This is a genomic window from Celeribacter baekdonensis B30 (assembly GCF_000299875.1).
Taxonomy (GTDB): Bacteria; Pseudomonadota; Alphaproteobacteria; order Rhodobacterales; family Rhodobacteraceae; genus Celeribacter; species Celeribacter baekdonensis_A.
In genome coordinates, this window is record NZ_AMRK01000003.1 from 277,735 (window position 1) to 293,945 (window position 16,211).

Genomic DNA, 16,211 nt, shown 5'->3' on the forward strand with positions numbered 1-16,211 from the left:
AAACCTGTCGTGGCGCCCGCGCCTCCCCGAGACCTCTTGCGGGCTCTCCCGCCCCTCAGGACCCTTGATGTGTCCATCACTGCGCCTTCGGTAAAAACGTTCTAAACGACAGGGTAAAAGAAGTTCTAAGCAGGCCGCGCGCTGCTCCGCGTGACACGCAACACCTAACCAAGCGTCCGTATCCGTGGCCGCAAATGCCCCGCCGCAGGCACAATCATCAACTCATGCACCGCCCAGACCAGCGCATCCAAACGGTCCGGGCTTCCGGGCGCTTGAAACCCTTGTGCCGTCATCTTGATCATCTGGTCTTCCAGCGCGTCCAACCCGCCCCAAACATGCCTGACCCGGCCCTGATCATACAAAGCCGCCACAGGCTCCGCCCGCGCGGCCTTGCCCCGCGTCGCGCGCACCGATTTATACGGCACCATCGGATCAATCTGCCGCAACACGGTCTCGACCAAATCGCCGCCTTGGTTTACCTCCGCCACGATCTTGTCACCCTCCCAGCGCGCCAACGCATCAATCGCCGCCTTGGCCCACACGGTCGGGGACGACGCCGACACCGTCGCGTCCTCCAACACATAGGCCCGCCAATTCTGTGGCGCGCCTTGGGTCACGGCACCCACCACGACGATCCCGCATTCGTCCGATCCCGCATGGCCGGTCACCGGCGGGTCCACCGCCACGACGATCCGGTCAAACTCCGGCAAATCGCCCGCGCGCATCTCTTCAAGCCGGGCCAAAGACCACAGCGCGCCCTCTTCCTCGTCGATCAATACGCCGTCCAGTTCCTGCCGCCCCAATCGTGTCCCCGCATAGCGTGTTTTCACCTCTTCGAGGAACGACGCCGCCAAATTCGCTGCATTCGCCTCTGTCGTCGCATGGGTCGAGACTGTCGAGGACCGTTGCAACAGCGTTTTCAAAATCGCGATGTTGCGCGGCGTCGTTGTCACCACCGCGCGCGGATCATCGCCCAACCGCAGGCCGAACTGCAGCATGTCCCACGCCTCTTGCGGCTTTTTCCATTTCGCCAATTCGTCGATCCAGGCCGCATCAAACTGCGGCCCCCGCAATGCCTCCGGATCATTGCCTGAAAACACCGTCGCCTCCGCCCCATTGGGCCACACCAGCGTGCGCCGCGTTGCCACCCATTTCGGACGCCGATCCGGCGGGCTACAGGCCAAAATACCGCTGTCGCCAAACACCATCACCTCGCGCGCCTGATCATAGGTCTCGCCGACCAAGGCCACGCGTTTGGCCCACCCCGGATCACAGGCCCGCGATCCTTCCACCATCGCGCGCACCCATTCGGACCCGGCCCGTGTCTTGCCCGCACCGCGTCCGCCCAAAATCACCCACGTGCGCCAATCGCCCTCGGGCGGCAATTGGTGATCCAATGCCCAGGCCTCAAACAAAAAAGGGAGCGCCAAAAGCGCCCCCTCATCGAGATCATTGAGAAATTGGCCCTGAACCTCTCGCGGCTCTGAGGCGACCCAGGCCATCAAGGATCTGAGATCGGGCTGCGTCAAGATCAAGTTCTCCGCCCCCAAGCTCTCCGGTTTTGCGTTTGTGGTCATCGAGACGCTTCCTTTCCTCAAACGAAATATTCAGCGCTTTGTTCAGATCCGCCATATGTTTGGCGATCTCGCTCGCCGATTTCGGATCTCCGGCACGCACGCCGTCAATGGCATCGTGAATGGCCCGGATCGCCCGGACCACGCTCTCATTTGCAATCTCGACCAGACTGTCGCGATTGCGGTCATCCCCCACAGATGAAGTCTCTACTTTCATAGGATCTGCCTCTCATGCATTGAATCTCCGCACGAGAGAGGCGAGCGCTTTGATATGGACGGTCCCGCGGGATCACCCCAAAGAAAAAGCGGCCCATCGCGCGCGCCCCCTCAGGCACCCACTTTGGCCGCTTCACCCACGTCTTCTAGCATGCCATAAGGCTGCCATAAAATCGTTCTCACGTCAAGTTATTTAATACTTTCAATAAGTTAACCAACAGAACTCTCGAATTTCCGCACCATTAACCTTTTGCGTTCCCACGCCTTTCCCTCTGAAAACAAACGCGTAATCAAACATCACCGCGCACATAGGAGCGAAGATGAAAGATCCTTACGACGTCCGGCTTACCGCCAATGTTTTTACACTCGGTCCCTCAAAACGAAAAAAGGCGCAATGAACGCGCCCTTCTCTAAATTATATTAAAGCGCCACGCCATAAACCCGTGTTTCAGGTTTGTGGCATGGCGCTTTAATGACTTACTGACTCGCTCTTTGTGCCTCGATCTCGCGCCATTTCACAACATTGGCGTTGTGTTCGGCCAAGGTCTCGGCAAAGGCATGCCCGCCTGTACCATCCGCCACAAAGAACAGATAGGGCGTGGCATCCGGGTTCACAGCGGCCTCCAAAGAGGCAAACCCCGGATTGGCAATCGGTCCCGGCGGCAAGCCCTCGACCACATAGGTGTTATAGGGGCTGTCAGATTGCAACTCAGATTGCCGCAAACCACGCCCCAAAACACCGACTCCATTGGTCACGCCGTAAATCACCGTCGGATCGGTCTGCAACCGCATGCCACGTTTCAAACGGTTCTCAAACACAGACGCCACCTGACGCCGCTCTTCCGCCACGCCGGTCTCTTTCTCGATGATCGACGCCAGCGTCAGCATGTCTTCCGGCGTCTCAAACGGCAGACCCTCGGTGCGCTGCGCCCAGATCGTATCAATCCGCATCTGCTGCGACTCTTGCATCCGCGCGATCAACTCATCCACGTCAGAGTCCGCACGCACCTCATAGCTGTCAGGAGCCAACATGCCCTCTTTCGGCATCTCCTCACCCTCAACGCTGCCGCTGAGGAAATCCGCCTGTTTCAGGCTCTCCACCACGCGCCACACCGTCGTCCCCTCGGCCACCAACACGCGATACCGTGTGTCCGCCTCACCACGCACCTTGGTATAGGCCTCAGGCGTCGCAACGCCCTCTTCGCCCGGCTGAAACTCAACCGTTTCAACATAGGCCGAGGTCGCCGGATCCAACTGTCGCACCTGCATCTGGGCGCGGTTCACCCCAATCCGGTACACCACTTCGGTGCCACAGGTGGAAGCCCCGCCACGGGTAATCAAATCGGTGATCTGCGCCATCGACGCCCCTTCCGGCACCAAAAACGACCCGGCTTTCAACTGCTGCGCTTTGTCGGAATAATCCGCGCCAATGCGGAAAATCGACGGATATGAAATCGCGCCTTTTGAGGCCAGATCATCCGACACCCGGCGCATCGTTGACCCGGAGGGCACGCGCAAACACACCGCCTGCTCCAACGGACCCGCCGCTGTATATTCCCGCTTGCCCCATGCAATCACACCCGCAAACGCGATTAGCACCACAATCAAAAGTGTCAGCGCATTCGAGGCGATAGACCTCCACATCAATCTGTCACCTTCTTCAACACCAGCGAGGCATTGGTGCCGCCAAAGCCAAAGGAGTTGGACAGCGCCACATTGATCTCACGCTCACGTTTCACGTTCGGCGCCAAATCCAACACCGGCTCCACTGCCGGGTTTTCAAGGTTGATCGTTGGTGGTGCCACCTGATCGCGGATCGCCAGGACACAGAAAATCGCCTCAACAGCCCCCGCAGCCCCCAAAAGGTGGCCGATGGAGGATTTTGTCGAGGACATGGTGGTTTTCGCCGCCGCATCCCCCAAAAGCCGCTCCACAGCCGCCAATTCAATCGTATCCGCCATGGTCGATGTGCCGTGGGCGTTGATGTAATCCACGTCTTTGGGTTCAAGCCCGGCGCGGTTCAGCGCCGCTTGCATCGCCCGGAACCCGCCGTCCCCATCGGAGGCCGGTGCAGTGATGTGATAGGCATCGCCCGACAGGCCATAGCCGACGATCTCCGCATAAATCTTCGCGCCGCGCGCTTTGGCGTGCTCATATTCTTCCAACACCACAATGCCCGCGCCCTCGCCCATGACAAAGCCGTCACGGTCATCGTCATAGGGCCGCGACGCCTTTGCCGGATCATCGGAGCGTTTGGTCGAAAGCGCCTTACAGGCGTTAAAGCCCGCGATGCCCAATTCGCAAATTGCTGCTTCCGCACCGCCCGCAACCATCACCTCCGCGTCGCCCCACTGAATGAGACGCGCCGCATCGCCAATCGCATGTGCGCCCGTCGAACAGGCGGTCACGACCGAATGGTTCGGGCCTTTAAACCCGTAGCGGATCGACACTTGGCCCGAGATCAGGTTGATCAAAGAGCCCGGAATAAAGAACGGCGAAATCCGCCGCGGGCCTTTTTCTTTCAGCAAAACCGCCGCATCTGCAATCGACGACAGACCGCCAATGCCCGAGCCAATCAACACACCGGTGCGCAGACGATCTTCCTCGTCTTCCGGCTTCCATCCTGCATCGGTCAGCGCCTGTTCAGCCGCCGCAATGCCAAAAAGGATGAAATCGTCGACCTTTTTGCGCTCTTTGTTCGACATCCAATCTTCGGGGTTGAACGTCCCGTTGGTGCCATCGCCGATTTTCACCTCACAGGCGTAATCGGTGGCCAAATGGCTCGCGTCAAACCGCTGAATCGTGCCCCCGGCCGATTCCCCCGCCAACAGGCGCGTCCATGTTTCCTCAACACCGCACGCCAGCGGCGAAACCATCCCAAGTCCTGTGACAACTACTCGGCGCATTCTGGCCCCCTCATTTTGATCAGCCCTTCAATACACGGCCTTTTCCGCTGATGGAAGTCCGAGACAGTGCTCGGGCGCATTTCCGCAGCCGGAAAATCGCCCCATACCCCTTTGACCTGTGCTGCGCTCCTGTTGCGTAAACCAGATTTTGACGCTTTTTCAGTTATCACAGACCAAAACGCGTGGCCCTTCCCATGACCTTTGATCTGAGACGCACTTTTTGGATTTTCCGCTCTGGCCTCGCCCGGATCGCAGTCTTTGGCCTTGCCTCGCTGTTTTTTGCCGCCACATCCGCCTTTTCCGCACCATCCTGCCGGCTGGAAAGTTGGTTGAATACGCTCAATGACAGCGCCAACACCTATATCAAATCCCTCGGGACCGCCGACGAACTCCAAGCTGCCCGCATCTTCCGAACTGAAATGGACCGTTACGAGCGCGACAAATTGCTCAAACAAATCAACGCGGCGGACTTAGGCGCCAACGAACAAGCTCTTTTTGATTTCATCACCTCACGCCACCACTTGCTGGATCTACAGCGTGACAATTGGGGCGAAATGGCCAAGCGCTACGGCACGGACCCGCGCTTTTCGTCACAATCTCAAAGCTTGTCACATTTCCTCTCCGCAACCGAATGCGACCCCGATGCTCCGGATTTTCTCGAAGCCGATGGCAAGCAAAAATCAACATTCCTGCGTCGTGTTCGCGAGGGCATCAAAGAAATCGTCGATGTCGTGGCCTCTGAAGACCATGCCTCCTCCGCCCCTACAGCCCTGACCTTCGACCCCGAAAATTTCGATGAATTCCGCCCTGCGGTTGCCCCGCCCTCCGTCGCCGCGCCTGTGACCCTAAGCCCCTCGGGAAACGCCGCTTTTGCCCTTGGGATTTTCACTTTCATCTCCGCCATCACCTCTTGGGCGTGGATGCGCTATGGCATCGTGCAACGCCGCGCCACCCGCTATCCCTGCACCCTGCCTGTGGTGATTTTCGATGGAATCCTGCCGGTTTTCGGTGAGGTGCTCGATCTGAGCCAAATCGGCGCGAAACTCGAAACCACGCTGGAACTGCGCGACCGCCAGAAAATCAAACTCACCATCGGCCCTGTTGTGTGCAAAGCCCGCGTGATGTGGCGCAGCAATTATTTTATCGGTGTGAAATTTGACAAACTGCTCACCGAGGCTGAGATGAAATACCTTTTGGAGGAGTTTGCCCAAAAAATCAGTTCTGAGCGCGCCAAGACGCAGGCCCTTGGCCAGAATTTTATCCCGCCCGCCTATGACGCGGCAGCGTTGAAACAGGCGCTCCTGTCCTCGGATTGGGGCGAGGACGCACTGGATGACACCCCCTCACCAGATCCTGATCTGGCCGCCTGATCCATCGCTCTCCCCTCAAAGAGGCTCATGCAAAATAAAAACGGCGCTGTAAAACAGCGCCGTTTTAAAACTTTACGATCCTGATTTAGGATCAAAGCCGACTTAAGAGGCTTCCGTGATGAACTTCACTGCGTCGCCAAAAGTCTGGATGGTCTCGGCTGCATCGTCCGGAATCTCAATGCCAAACTCTTCTTCAAAAGCCATAACCAGCTCAACTGTGTCGAGGCTGTCAGCGCCAAGATCGTCGATGAAGGACGCCGTTTCCGTCACTTTGTCCTCTTCAACGTCGAGATGCTCGACAACGATCTTTTTCACGCGATCTGCGATGTCGCTCATGTTCTTTCCTCATAGTTTGGGGCGAAGTGCCCACATTAGCTTTGGCCCTTGGGCCGCTCTTCTTACATGTCCATTGCGAAACGATACTCAAGTCTTCGCTACGGCATACACCATGGTCGCTTTCGCTCCCAAGGCCCAATCTTCGCTGCTCATAGCACAATCCTCCCCCGTGGCAAATGGTTTGTGACCCCACGTTGGACCCAACATGCCAAAAGGCTTTTTTACGCTCAAAGCATCGCCATCCCGCCGTTGACATGCAACGTGGTCCCGGTGGTGTACCCGGATTCTTGCGACGCCAAATACACCACGGCCGCCGCAATCTCTTCCGGCGTGCCCATCCGTGCCGCCGGAATTTGTGCGTTGATCTTGCCTTTTTGATCGTCGCTCAATTTGTCCGTCATCGCCGTGGCAATAAATCCGGGCGCCACACAGTTCACCGTGATCCCGCGCGATGCGACCTCATAGGCCAGCGACTTCGACATGCCGACCATGCCCGCTTTCGAGGCCGCATAATTGGCCTGACCGGGGTTGCCCGTCGCGCCTACGATCGAAGAAATATTCACAATCCGGCCCCAACGCGCCTTCATCATGCCACGCATCACGCCTTTGCACAGCTTCATCGTCGACGTCAGGTTCACGTTCAACACGCTGTCCCATTCGTCATCCGACATCCGCATGAACAGGTTGTCACGGGTGATGCCGGCGTTGTTGACCAAAATATCAACCGAGCCCATCGCCTCAGCCGCCTGTTTCGGCAGCGCCTCAACCGCCTCTTTGTCGGACAGGTTGCAGGGCAACACATGGGCGCGCGCGCCCAATTCTGCGGCCAGTGCCTCCAGCGGCTCAACCCGTGTGCCAGACAGCGCAACTGTGGCCCCCGCCTCATAAAGCGCCTTGGCAATCGCGCCGCCAATGCCACCCGATGCCCCCGTGACCAGCGCATTTTTTCCTGTCAGATCAAACATGTGACTCTCTCCCGAAGCGTCCTGCTTCTTTTGTCTTTCAATATTCCGGGCAATATCCCGTGGTGAGCCGATCCTTGCAAAAGGTCCGGCGAGGGGCCGCGCCCCTCCCCTTTAACTTTTCAGTTTCGCGATGTCTTCGGGCGTGCCGATGGCTGTGCAGACGATGCTCTTGTCAATCCGCCGCACCATGCCGGACAGCGCCTTGCCCGCGCCGATTTCCCACATCTCGGTGACGCCCTGCGCCGCCATATAGCCCACGCTCTCACGCCAGCGCACGGACCCCGTCACCTGTTCAACCAAAAGCGATCGGATCGTCGCCGGGTCCGTCACGGCAGCGGCACGCACATTGGCCACCAGCGGCACGACAGGCACATGAATATCAACATTATCAAGGGCCTCGGCCATCACATTCGCCGCAGGCCTCATCAAAGCACAATGGAACGGTGCGGACACTGGCAGCAAAACGGCCCGTTTCGCGCCCTTGCCCTTGGCGATCTCGACCGCGCGTTCCACCGCCTCTTTGTGGCCAGAAACCACAACTTGACCCGGATCATTGTCATTGGCCGCCTGACAGACCTGTCCTTGGGCGGCCTCTTCGGCGATCTCTTTGACCGCCTCAAAATCCAGCCCCAAAAGCGCCGCCATGGCGCCCACTCCGACGGGCACAGCCTTTTGCATCGCTTCTCCGCGAATGCGCAAAAGCCGTGCGGTATCGCCAATGCTCAAAGATCCAGCCGCGGCCAATGCGGAATATTCGCCCAGAGAATGCCCGGCGACAAAGGCGGCATCCGTTACCGCATAGCCTTCGGCCTCAAGCGCACGTAGCGCCGCCAAAGAGGTCGCCATCAGCGCCGGTTGGGCGTTTTGCGTCAGGGTCAACGCCTCGATCTCACCATCCCAAATCAGCACTGAGAGCTTTTCGCCAAGCGCCTCATCCACCTCATCAAAAATCGCTTTTGCTGCGGGATAAGCCTCGGCCAAAGCCTTGCCCATCCCAATCGTCTGAGCCCCTTGCCCCGGAAACACGAATGCGCGCGTCATCTTCGCCCCCTCCATATGCCGCTCTGAAGGCGGCCATGTTTTCATTTGGATTTAAGTTGGGCATTGGTCTACCCGCCCAACAGGCGCGCGGCAAGCCCGAGCAGGCGCATTTCGAACCGGCACCGGCCCGCGATCGTAAGACTAGATTGGATACGGATCAAATGCAGGTCAAATGTTCAGGCACACCATGACTCGACCGCCGCGGTTCAACTCGGATTTCTGATATATTTTGGCCCCTCCAGGGTATGCACCATGCCATCATGGATCGGGCACGGGATGCGTCCCGCCTCAATCGCGTCGATATGGTCTTCAAGCGCGCCAGAAAAATCGAAATTCGCCCCCGCAGCCATGCCCAAAAAGCCAGCCAACACAACGGCAAAGACCGCAGCAAAGAAAACGCCCTGCCCCCAGGCCCAATAGGGTACGGCAGATACGGCATCGGGTTTTCCGGCCACGCGGTTCAGTTTCATCCGTGTAAAATACATGGTCATCACCTTTATCTCTGCCCGCAGAGTAACGCCTGACGTAGGGGCAATATCCAGCAAAAGATCAGGCATTGGTTAATGACCCTAAAATCAACTTTAGTGTTTAAAATTAATATATTAATATGAACAATCCCCCCAAACACAGTGCCTTAACGACGGATTATTTACCGTTTTTATCATCGCATATTTTCATAAAATTTTAAAAGACATGGCATCAACGCGGCCCCGTCACATCGTGACGACCGGATGTGGCCATCGCCATCTTCTCAAGCCATCTTCTCAAGACTTCCACATCACGCTTCACTGCCCCTTAAGTAATGGTTAAGAAAGGCATGCATCCCCCATGGGTTCGGCGCCGCTCTGCGTAATTTGGACCTTGAACCAAACCCCAAGATGCGTATAAGGGCACATCCTTTTCACACGACATGTGAACCGCGCAGCCTCTCGTGGACGGGCCGTGAAAAGGCCAAAATGCCCGCCCTATGAAATGCGCTTGATTTATGAACTGGAGTCTCCATGCCGCTATACGAGCATGTCTTCATTGCGCGTCAGGATCTGTCCAACGCGCAGGCCGAAGGTCTCATCGAACATTTTGGCACCGTCCTCGCCGACAACGGCGGTAAACTCGTCGAGCACGAGTACTGGGGCGTCAAAACGATGGCTTACAAGATCAACAAAAACCGCAAGGGCCACTACGCCTTCCTGCGCACCGACGCCCCGTCGGAAGCCGTGCAGGAAATGGAACGCCTGATGCGTCTGCATGATGATGTGATGCGTATTCTCACCATCAAAGTCGACGAGCACAAAGAAGGCCCGTCCGTCCAAATGCAGAAACGTGACGAGCGCGAAGAGCGCCGCCCGCGTCGCCCTTGATCTTAGGAAAGGACCTAACCTATGGCCGCTAAACCATTTTTCCGCCGTCGCAAAGTCTGCCCGTTCTCCGGCGACAACGCGCCCGCGATTGACTACAAAGACACCCGCCTTCTTCAGCGCTACATCTCTGAGCGTGGCAAGATCGTGCCAAGTCGTATCACCGCAGTCTCTGCGAAGAAACAGCGTGAGCTGGCTCGCGCCATCAAACGCGCCCGTTTCCTCGCCCTGCTGCCCTACGCCGTGAAGTAAGGAGAAAGCACATGCAAGTTATCCTTCTCGAACGCGTGGCCAAACTCGGTCAAATGGGCGATGTCGTTTCCGTCAAAGACGGTTACGCGCGCAACTTCCTTTTGCCGCAAGAGAAAGCGCTCCGCGCCTCCGACGCCAACATCAAGGCGTTTGAAGCTCAGAAAGTGCAACTCGAAGCCCGCAACCTGGAAACCAAAAAAGAAGCCGAAGCCGCGGCCGCCAAACTCGACGGTCAGATCTTTGTTGTGATTCGGTCCGCTTCCGATTCTGGTTCGCTCTATGGTTCTGTCACCCCGCGTGACGCTGCAGACGCTGCCGAAGCCGCTGGTTTCACCGTCGATCGCAAACAGATCGCTCTCAAAGCTCCGATCAAGGACCTTGGCCTGCACGAGTTGCACGTCCTGCTCCACCCGGAAGTTGACGCCACCATCGTTCTCAACGTGGCGCGCTCTGTCGAAGAAGCAACGCTTCAGGCCGAAGGCAAATCCATTCAGGAACTCGCCGCTGAAGCCGAAGCTCAGGCTGAATTCGAAATCTCCGAACTCTTCGACGATATGGGTTCGGCTGCAAATGACGACGACGATTACGATTCTGCTCCGGCATCCGACGAAGCCTAATCTTCTCGTCTCTCCGATCAGAAAGCCCCGCCAATATGGCGGGGCTTTTTTGTGGCGATTGGCAACGCCAGTCCCGCCCCTATCTTGGTCCCATTGCTTCACGCCTCAGCGTATCCTTGCCGATGCCCCTGCCCTCGACGCTTCGGGTCTTGGCGAAACACAGCGCCCGTGGTTTTGTCCCCAAGAGCTTTCGGAGATCTTACATGCCTCACCCGACCCGCCGCGCCTTTATGCTGTCCACTCTCGCCTTCTCGACCCTCGCGCTCACCGCCTGCGGCCAGCGAGAACCAGAGGTCAGCCGCGGCGGCTATAACCCGCCGCTTTTCCCCAACGAAACGCCGGAACTGCGACAGCTCATCAACAAATGGGCCGACACCTACCAAATCCCGCGTGAATTGGTCCATCGTCAGGCCATCCGCGAATCCACCCATCGCCCGGAGGCGCGCAACGGGCCCTATTACGGCCTGCTGCAAATCTTGCCGCAAACCGCGCGCACCATGGGGCATGACGGCCCGCCAAGCGAGCTTTTGGACCCGAATGTGAACCTGAAATACGCTGGAAAATACCTGCGCGGGGCCTACATCGTGGCCGATGGCGATGTTGACACCGCGATGAAATGGTATGCGAAAGGCTATTACTACGAGGCCAAGAAAAAGGGCCTGCTTTATGAAACGGGCCTCAGAAGTTAGTCTGCAAGGCAGCGAAATGGCAGAAACGACCCCGTCGCTCCCTCAGCCACAGCCATAAGCGACAGCATATCTGCAAGCTCTCGCTCTTCCGGCGTTTTCGGGCACACCGCCCCTCGAATGGCGCAGCCCGCCTCAAGAAATACACGGTTGGCTGCGATGAACTCCAGGCTTAGCCCGTCAATCGTCTCACCATCTGTCGCCATATCCCAAGCCCGTTCAAACCGGACGCATTTCTCAGCCGTCCATTCCGGCGAAATCGCCTGTGCCGTCCCTGGCATCATCAGCATGCATAAAAGCCAAAAGCGCATTCTCTGACATCCTTCGCCCTGTGTCCTGTCAGGCCTTATCCAACAAAAAACCGCCCGTCAAACGGGCGGTCTTCTCATGCGCGGGTCTTAGCCTCAATCCTCGGTGGACATGATCTTCCAGATCACAGCCCCGATCACGGCCCCCACAAGGGGCGCGACCCAGAACAGCCAAAGCTGGCCCAAAGCATCGGTCTGGGCAAAAAGCGCAACTGCGGTCGAGCGCGCCGGGTTCACCGATGTGTTGGTCACCGGGATCGAGATCAGGTGGATCAACGTCAGGCCAAGCCCGATGGCAATCGGCGCAAACCCTGCCGGAGCACGCGCCGAGGTTGCCCCCAAAATGATGATCAAAAACACCGCCGTCAGCAGGGTTTCAATGATCAAAGCCGCCGTCATGCCATAGCCGTTTGGCGACAAGACCCCATAGCCGTTGGAGGCAAAGCCGCCCACGCCCTCAAACCCGGACTGGCCGGAGGCAATGGCATAGAGGGCGGCGGCAGCAAGGATGCCCCCCATCAGTTGCGCGCCCCAATAGGCCGGCAATTCGCCCGCCGGGTGACGCCCTGCCACCACCAGACCCAGCGTGACGGCCGGGTTAAAATGGCCGCCGGAAATCGACCCGACCGCATAGGCCATGGTCAAAACCGTCAACCCAAAGGCCAGTGCCACGCCCAGCCAACCGATCCCAACGTCCGGCGCCCCGGCGGCATAAATCGCGCTGCCACAGCCGCCAAAGACCAACCAAAACGTGCCGACACCTTCGGCCATAAGTTTCTTCAACATCGTCTTTCTCCAAATGTGATGCTCACGCATATGTGAGGATCACAGGATCGCGCATGGGGAAAATTTCCAATGTTGCAGCCATTCCCTTAGGGCACCCTAAAGCGCATCCATGCCGCGGAAAGAGGTGCGCATAAAAAAGCCGCCCCATTTCTGGAGCGGCTTGATCTGTCCCTCGTTCATTCAAACGAGTGGCCTGTCTTACTCTTCGTCGAGAGCTTCAACAGCCTTTTCGAGCTCTTCTTTCGAGATCTCTTTTTCGGTCACGTCGGCCTGCTCAGCGATCCAATCCACCACTTTGTCCTCGAACAAAGGCGCTTGGATTTGTTGACGCATCTGCGGGTTTTGCTGAACGAATTCAAAGAACTGGCGCTCTTGACCCGGGTATTGACGGGCCTGCGTCATCACCGCTTGGGTGAATTCGGCGTCAGAGACTTGCAGCTCTTGTTTCTGACCGATGTCAGCCAACAAAAGACCCAAGCGCACGCGACGTACGGCCAGCGTGGTGTGCTCTTCGGTCACCTCGACTTCCGGGTGATCGTGACCATGCACGTCCGGGTTTTCTTCGTGCCACAGTTGGTGCGCGATCTGTTTGGCTTCGGCTTCGACCAAGGACGGCGGCAAGTCAAAGGACACGAGGCTGTCGAGTTGGTCCAAAAGACCGCGTTTCATCACAGCGCGCGCCGCACCGGCATATTCGGCCTCAAGACGCTCAGCGATTTGACCTTTGAGGGTCGCGAGATCTTCCACACCAAATTTTTTCGCCAGCTCATCATCAATCTCAGCATCCGCAGGTGCTTTGACCTCTTTGATTTTGCATTCAAACACAGCGGCTTTGCCAGCCAGGTTCTCGGCGCCATATTCCTCGGGGAAATTGACTTCGACGTTCTTTTCCTCGCCGGCTTTGGTGCCGACAAGCTGCTCTTCAAAACCTGGAATAAACGACCCGGAGCCCAGCGTGAGCGGGTAATCTTCGGCTGCGCCGCCTTCAAAAGGCTCGCCGTCGACTTTACCCAAGAAGTCGATCACTACCTGATCGCCATCTTCGGCCGCGCCGTCTTTGGCGGCAAAGTTCTGCGCGGTTTTGGCAAGGTTGGCCAAAGCATCGTCAACTTCTTTATCGGAGGCTTTCACCACCAGTTTCTCAAGTTTCACACCGGACAGGTCGGTCTCGGCGATCTCAGGCAGAGCTTCGTAGGTCATGGTGACAACAACGTCGTCGCCCTCTTTCCACTCTTCGCCCGCATCCATTTTGACATCGGGCTGAAGCGCCGGACGGTCGCCGGAGGCTTCAAAATGCTCGTTCATCGCGCCATCAACAGCGTCTTGCATGGCTTCGCCCAGCACACGCGGGCCGAACTGCTTTTTCAAAAGCGCCATCGGGACTTTGCCCTTACGGAAGCCCTTCATTTCGATCTCAGGCTGAGATTCTTTAAGCTTTGCATTGACTTTGGCGTCAAGCTCAGCGGCAGTGATCGTGATCTGATAGCCGCGCTTCAGACCTTCATTCAGGGTCTCGGTGACCTGCATCTTGGGCGTCCTTCTTACGTCTCTCTCAGGCCGCAACAAGGCGACCACTAAATCAGACGCCCTTCTAGGGGGTCAATGCCAATCGTGCAAGGCGATTCCAACCATCCGGTACAACCAGCCTTCGCTGCCCAAGGCGCCAAGCCGGTTCCGCTCCTGTGATGTGGAACAAAGGTCACAGTGAGGATCAAGATGATCGTTGGCATGCACTCAGGCACAAGTTTTCATCGACCCCCGGCCTGTCATCGGTTAACCCTCTGACATTGGATGCTTTCACCCTCCGGGACGCCGACCATCCCGGACCACAAGTTCGCCCCCGAAAGGTCGACCAGACCACTATAAAACCCGTATCCTCTGGGGGACTTTATGAATATTTCGACGTTTACCGGCCTGTCTTTGATTGTTTTTAGCCTTGCTGCCTGCGGCACCGCCGGAGGAGACGCGGACTCCAACAGTTCCGGGACGTCGCAAAGTGATTATGAAACCTACAACGCCGCCCATGACGCCATCGTGGACAACGATTTGGTCGCCACCGCCAGTGCTTTGGGCGCCTCCGCCGCCAATGCGCGCAGTGACACGGTCGAAATGAGCGGCATTTATGGCATCCAATCCGATGACCTGCTCGGCACCGACGCGATCCTTGGTGAAATGTCGATGACCGCGAATTTCGGCAATGACACGGTGTCTGGTTCCATGACCAACAACTTCATTGCCTTTGATGATGCAAGCGGCGCGCATTCCGAGGGCTCCGCCGAACCCCTCAGCGGCTCAATGACCTATGTGGGCACCGTGAGTGGGGACGGTATCGCAAGCCATTTTGATGGAATTTTGACCCGCACTGATGGCACCCAATATGATCTCTACGTCGATATGACGGGCACGTTCTATACGGTCACGGATGGGGCGCTCACCGAATTGGGCGCCATTGGCAATTTTGGTGGCAACATCACCGTGGTCGGGGACGCCACGGGCACAATCTATGACCTCACCGATGGGTACGACTTTGTTTCCCCAAACGGAAACGAAACCGGCTTTGTCGTTTGTGAAAGCCTGTGCAGCGGCGAATAAGCGCGATGCGCCTGATGCCATATCACGCAAGGCTTGCGCGCAGACCGAGACTGTTTGCCGCTTGCGTGATGGCGTTTGCCCTTCCCCTTTTGCCTCTCCCCGCGCACGCACTTGAACCGCAAGAGGTGATCGCAAACCTCGCCCGCGCGCAAGCCGATGCACGGACGGGCAAAAAAGAGAACGCCTACGACCGCCTGCGTTGGTTGTTGTTCACCGACACGGATCATCCGTCCCATAGCCTGACCTATCAAAAAGCCTTGGCCAAACTACGGGACGGCAAGCCCCTCACCTTTGGCACCTCGGCCGCCCTTGCCCCCTCAACCAACCTCAAACGCGCCAGCTCGAAGAGTTATTTTTACACTGACGGTGACACCTATTATCTCGGTGACAGTGGCAAAGATCACAGTGGCCTTGGCCTCAACCTCACCCTCTCCACCAGCGCCGCCCGCGCCTATCAGCCGGGGCGGGAAGTCTCGATTGGTGTGGATCTTGGCGGCAACCTCTACAGTGACCGCGACCTGTCTTCGGCCTTTCTACGCCTGAGGGTGGGCCACGAGTGGTACGACACCGGGGCCACTTACGCGTTCAGCCTGTTCCGCGACATGGCACAATATTCTGAACATGATGGAGACCCGTCGCTCGATTGGACCGCCTTCGGTCTCTCCCTGTCTGCGGCGCGAAAACTCGCCTCCGGTGACACCCTACGTGGGTCGTTCACCGCCAGTGACCGCAATTCCGATGAGGCTTATTACGCCTATCGCGATGGCCTCACCACCGCGCTGTCCGTCGGCTACACGCACCCTCTGTCCCGCAAATCCCAGATCACTGTTCAAGGCACTCTGGAACAGGCCGATCTCACCCGTGAAAGCCTGTCCTATCGGTCGATCAAATTGGGCGCACGCTATGGCCGCACCACCGCCTCTGGCCTGTCTTGGGAATTGGGTGCTGCCGCCACGTTACGGTCCTACGATGACACGTTCACCGCGCTGTCCTATGCCCGTGAGGATCAAGTCAATGAGGTGAGTTTGGGCCTGTCTCATGCCAAGCTCAAACTCCGCGACACCTCCCCCATGCTCTCTTGTACCCTACGCGATCACGGCTCAAACGTGGCGCTTTATGATTATAACGCGGTCGATTGTGCCCTCTCGTTTAGGCGCGATTTCTAGGCCTGGAACAAAGCCCCGGCGACGCCGCATTGCAGCGCAAA

At 57.7% G+C, this 16,211-nt stretch carries 17 protein-coding genes; 7 read left to right on the forward strand and 10 right to left on the reverse strand.

The window, feature by feature from the left end; genetic code table 11:
- Nucleotides 1-164: 164 nt before the first annotated feature.
- The 3 genes from B30_RS07210 to fabF form a co-directional block, all read right to left on the reverse strand.
- Nucleotides 165-1,577: a DNA-packaging protein gene (locus tag B30_RS07210; RefSeq protein ID WP_009571385.1), complete on the reverse strand. Its 1,413-nt coding sequence runs from the start codon at nucleotides 1,575-1,577 to the stop codon at nucleotides 165-167.
- A gap of 690 nt (nucleotides 1,578-2,267) precedes the next feature.
- Entirely contained in the window at nucleotides 2,268-3,434 is a 1,167-nt protein-coding gene (gene mltG / locus B30_RS07220; protein WP_009571387.1) for an endolytic transglycosylase MltG, read from the reverse strand.
- Nucleotides 3,434-4,696 (reverse strand): beta-ketoacyl-ACP synthase II, encoded by a 1,263-nt coding sequence (fabF, locus tag B30_RS07225; RefSeq protein ID WP_009571388.1) that lies wholly within the window; start codon nucleotides 4,694-4,696, stop codon nucleotides 3,434-3,436. Before fabF ends, mltG begins: the two co-directional genes overlap by 1 nt.
- 194 nt (nucleotides 4,697-4,890) lie before the next feature.
- Between fabF and B30_RS07230 the strand changes: the two genes are divergently transcribed.
- Complete coding sequence (locus B30_RS07230) at nucleotides 4,891-6,066, forward strand: PilZ domain-containing protein (RefSeq protein WP_009571389.1); 1,176 nt, start codon at nucleotides 4,891-4,893, stop codon at nucleotides 6,064-6,066.
- Between the two features lie 102 nt (nucleotides 6,067-6,168).
- Here B30_RS07230 and B30_RS07235 read toward each other — a convergent pair whose 3' ends face one another.
- The 4 genes from B30_RS07235 to B30_RS07250 all read right to left on the reverse strand — a co-directional run bounded on the left by B30_RS07235 (nucleotide 6,169) and on the right by B30_RS07250 (nucleotide 8,899).
- On the reverse strand, nucleotides 6,169-6,402 hold the full coding sequence (locus B30_RS07235) for an acyl carrier protein (protein WP_009571390.1): 234 nt from the start codon (nucleotides 6,400-6,402) through the stop codon (nucleotides 6,169-6,171).
- A gap of 227 nt (nucleotides 6,403-6,629) precedes the next feature.
- A complete protein-coding gene (gene fabG, locus B30_RS07240) occupies nucleotides 6,630-7,367 on the reverse strand; it encodes a 3-oxoacyl-[acyl-carrier-protein] reductase (protein ID WP_009571391.1) in 738 nt (245 codons plus the stop codon).
- Between the two features lie 111 nt (nucleotides 7,368-7,478).
- The gene (gene fabD / locus B30_RS07245; RefSeq protein ID WP_009571392.1) at nucleotides 7,479-8,408 is read right to left on the reverse strand and encodes an ACP S-malonyltransferase; all 930 of its coding nucleotides are present in this window, start codon (nucleotides 8,406-8,408) and stop codon (nucleotides 7,479-7,481) included.
- A gap of 206 nt (nucleotides 8,409-8,614) precedes the next feature.
- Complete coding sequence (locus tag B30_RS07250) at nucleotides 8,615-8,899, reverse strand: hypothetical protein (RefSeq protein ID WP_152002135.1); 285 nt, start codon at nucleotides 8,897-8,899, stop codon at nucleotides 8,615-8,617.
- A 510-nt stretch (nucleotides 8,900-9,409) separates the two neighbouring features.
- Here B30_RS07250 and rpsF point away from each other — a divergent pair.
- The 4 genes from rpsF (at nucleotide 9,410) to B30_RS07270 (ending at nucleotide 11,321) form a co-directional block, all read left to right on the forward strand.
- Complete coding sequence (gene rpsF, locus B30_RS07255) at nucleotides 9,410-9,766, forward strand: 30S ribosomal protein S6 (protein WP_009571394.1); 357 nt, start codon at nucleotides 9,410-9,412, stop codon at nucleotides 9,764-9,766.
- A 21-nt stretch (nucleotides 9,767-9,787) separates the two neighbouring features.
- Nucleotides 9,788-10,015, forward strand: coding sequence for a 30S ribosomal protein S18 (gene rpsR, locus B30_RS07260; RefSeq protein WP_005852865.1), 228 nt, complete (start codon nucleotides 9,788-9,790; stop codon nucleotides 10,013-10,015).
- An 11-nt stretch (nucleotides 10,016-10,026) separates the two neighbouring features.
- Nucleotides 10,027-10,632, forward strand: coding sequence for a 50S ribosomal protein L9 (gene rplI / locus B30_RS07265; RefSeq protein WP_009571395.1), 606 nt, complete (start codon nucleotides 10,027-10,029; stop codon nucleotides 10,630-10,632).
- Nucleotides 10,633-10,835: 203 nt separating this feature from the next.
- A complete protein-coding gene (locus B30_RS07270) occupies nucleotides 10,836-11,321 on the forward strand; it encodes a lytic transglycosylase domain-containing protein (RefSeq protein WP_100220067.1) in 486 nt (161 codons plus the stop codon).
- On the opposite strand, the gene B30_RS07275 is transcribed toward B30_RS07270, so the two are convergent.
- The 3 genes from B30_RS07275 to tig all read right to left on the reverse strand — a co-directional run bounded on the left by B30_RS07275 (nucleotide 11,318) and on the right by tig (nucleotide 13,939).
- On the reverse strand, nucleotides 11,318-11,629 hold the full coding sequence (locus B30_RS07275) for a hypothetical protein (RefSeq protein ID WP_009571397.1): 312 nt from the start codon (nucleotides 11,627-11,629) through the stop codon (nucleotides 11,318-11,320). The genes B30_RS07270 and B30_RS07275 overlap by 4 nt on opposite strands.
- Nucleotides 11,630-11,722: 93 nt before the next feature.
- Nucleotides 11,723-12,412: an aquaporin Z gene (gene aqpZ / locus B30_RS07280; RefSeq protein WP_009571398.1), complete on the reverse strand. Its 690-nt coding sequence runs from the start codon at nucleotides 12,410-12,412 to the stop codon at nucleotides 11,723-11,725.
- 198 nt (nucleotides 12,413-12,610) lie between these two features.
- Complete coding sequence (gene tig / locus B30_RS07285) at nucleotides 12,611-13,939, reverse strand: trigger factor (protein ID WP_009571399.1); 1,329 nt, start codon at nucleotides 13,937-13,939, stop codon at nucleotides 12,611-12,613.
- Between the two features lie 363 nt (nucleotides 13,940-14,302).
- Between tig and B30_RS07290 the strand changes: the two genes are divergently transcribed.
- On the forward strand, nucleotides 14,303-15,004 hold the full coding sequence (locus B30_RS07290; RefSeq protein ID WP_009571400.1) for a hypothetical protein: 702 nt from the start codon (nucleotides 14,303-14,305) through the stop codon (nucleotides 15,002-15,004).
- A gap of 68 nt (nucleotides 15,005-15,072) precedes the next feature.
- Nucleotides 15,073-16,170: a surface lipoprotein assembly modifier gene (locus B30_RS07295; protein ID WP_157789796.1), complete on the forward strand. Its 1,098-nt coding sequence runs from the start codon at nucleotides 15,073-15,075 to the stop codon at nucleotides 16,168-16,170.
- Nucleotides 16,171-16,211 lie beyond the last annotated feature (41 nt).

What these genes read in the sequence shown, in the direction of transcription:
- rpsF (WP_009571394.1), top strand. Translation starts at nt 9,410, where the DNA reads ATGCCGCTATACGAGCATGTCTTCATTGCGCGTCAGGATCTGTCCAAC.
- mltG (WP_009571387.1), bottom strand. Translation starts at nt 3,434, where the DNA reads ATGTGGAGGTCTATCGCCTCGAATGCGCTGACACTTTTGATTGTGGTG.
- fabG (WP_009571391.1), bottom strand. Translation starts at nt 7,367, where the DNA reads ATGTTTGATCTGACAGGAAAAAATGCGCTGGTCACGGGGGCATCGGGT.
- B30_RS07275 (WP_009571397.1), bottom strand. Translation starts at nt 11,629, where the DNA reads ATGCGCTTTTGGCTTTTATGCATGCTGATGATGCCAGGGACGGCACAG.
- B30_RS07235 (WP_009571390.1), bottom strand. Translation starts at nt 6,402, where the DNA reads ATGAGCGACATCGCAGATCGCGTGAAAAAGATCGTTGTCGAGCATCTC.
- aqpZ (WP_009571398.1), bottom strand. Translation starts at nt 12,412, where the DNA reads ATGTTGAAGAAACTTATGGCCGAAGGTGTCGGCACGTTTTGGTTGGTC.
- B30_RS07290 (WP_009571400.1), top strand. Translation starts at nt 14,303, where the DNA reads ATGAATATTTCGACGTTTACCGGCCTGTCTTTGATTGTTTTTAGCCTT.
- rplI (WP_009571395.1), top strand. Translation starts at nt 10,027, where the DNA reads ATGCAAGTTATCCTTCTCGAACGCGTGGCCAAACTCGGTCAAATGGGC.
- B30_RS07250 (WP_152002135.1), bottom strand. Translation starts at nt 8,899, where the DNA reads ATGACCATGTATTTTACACGGATGAAACTGAACCGCGTGGCCGGAAAA.
- tig (WP_009571399.1), bottom strand. Translation starts at nt 13,939, where the DNA reads ATGCAGGTCACCGAGACCCTGAATGAAGGTCTGAAGCGCGGCTATCAG.
- rpsR (WP_005852865.1), top strand. Translation starts at nt 9,788, where the DNA reads ATGGCCGCTAAACCATTTTTCCGCCGTCGCAAAGTCTGCCCGTTCTCC.
- B30_RS07210 (WP_009571385.1), bottom strand. Translation starts at nt 1,577, where the DNA reads ATGACCACAAACGCAAAACCGGAGAGCTTGGGGGCGGAGAACTTGATC.
- fabD (WP_009571392.1), bottom strand. Translation starts at nt 8,408, where the DNA reads ATGACGCGCGCATTCGTGTTTCCGGGGCAAGGGGCTCAGACGATTGGG.
- fabF (WP_009571388.1), bottom strand. Translation starts at nt 4,696, where the DNA reads ATGCGCCGAGTAGTTGTCACAGGACTTGGGATGGTTTCGCCGCTGGCG.
- B30_RS07270 (WP_100220067.1), top strand. Translation starts at nt 10,836, where the DNA reads ATGCCTCACCCGACCCGCCGCGCCTTTATGCTGTCCACTCTCGCCTTC.
- B30_RS07230 (WP_009571389.1), top strand. Translation starts at nt 4,891, where the DNA reads ATGACCTTTGATCTGAGACGCACTTTTTGGATTTTCCGCTCTGGCCTC.
- B30_RS07295 (WP_157789796.1), top strand. Translation starts at nt 15,073, where the DNA reads ATGGCGTTTGCCCTTCCCCTTTTGCCTCTCCCCGCGCACGCACTTGAA.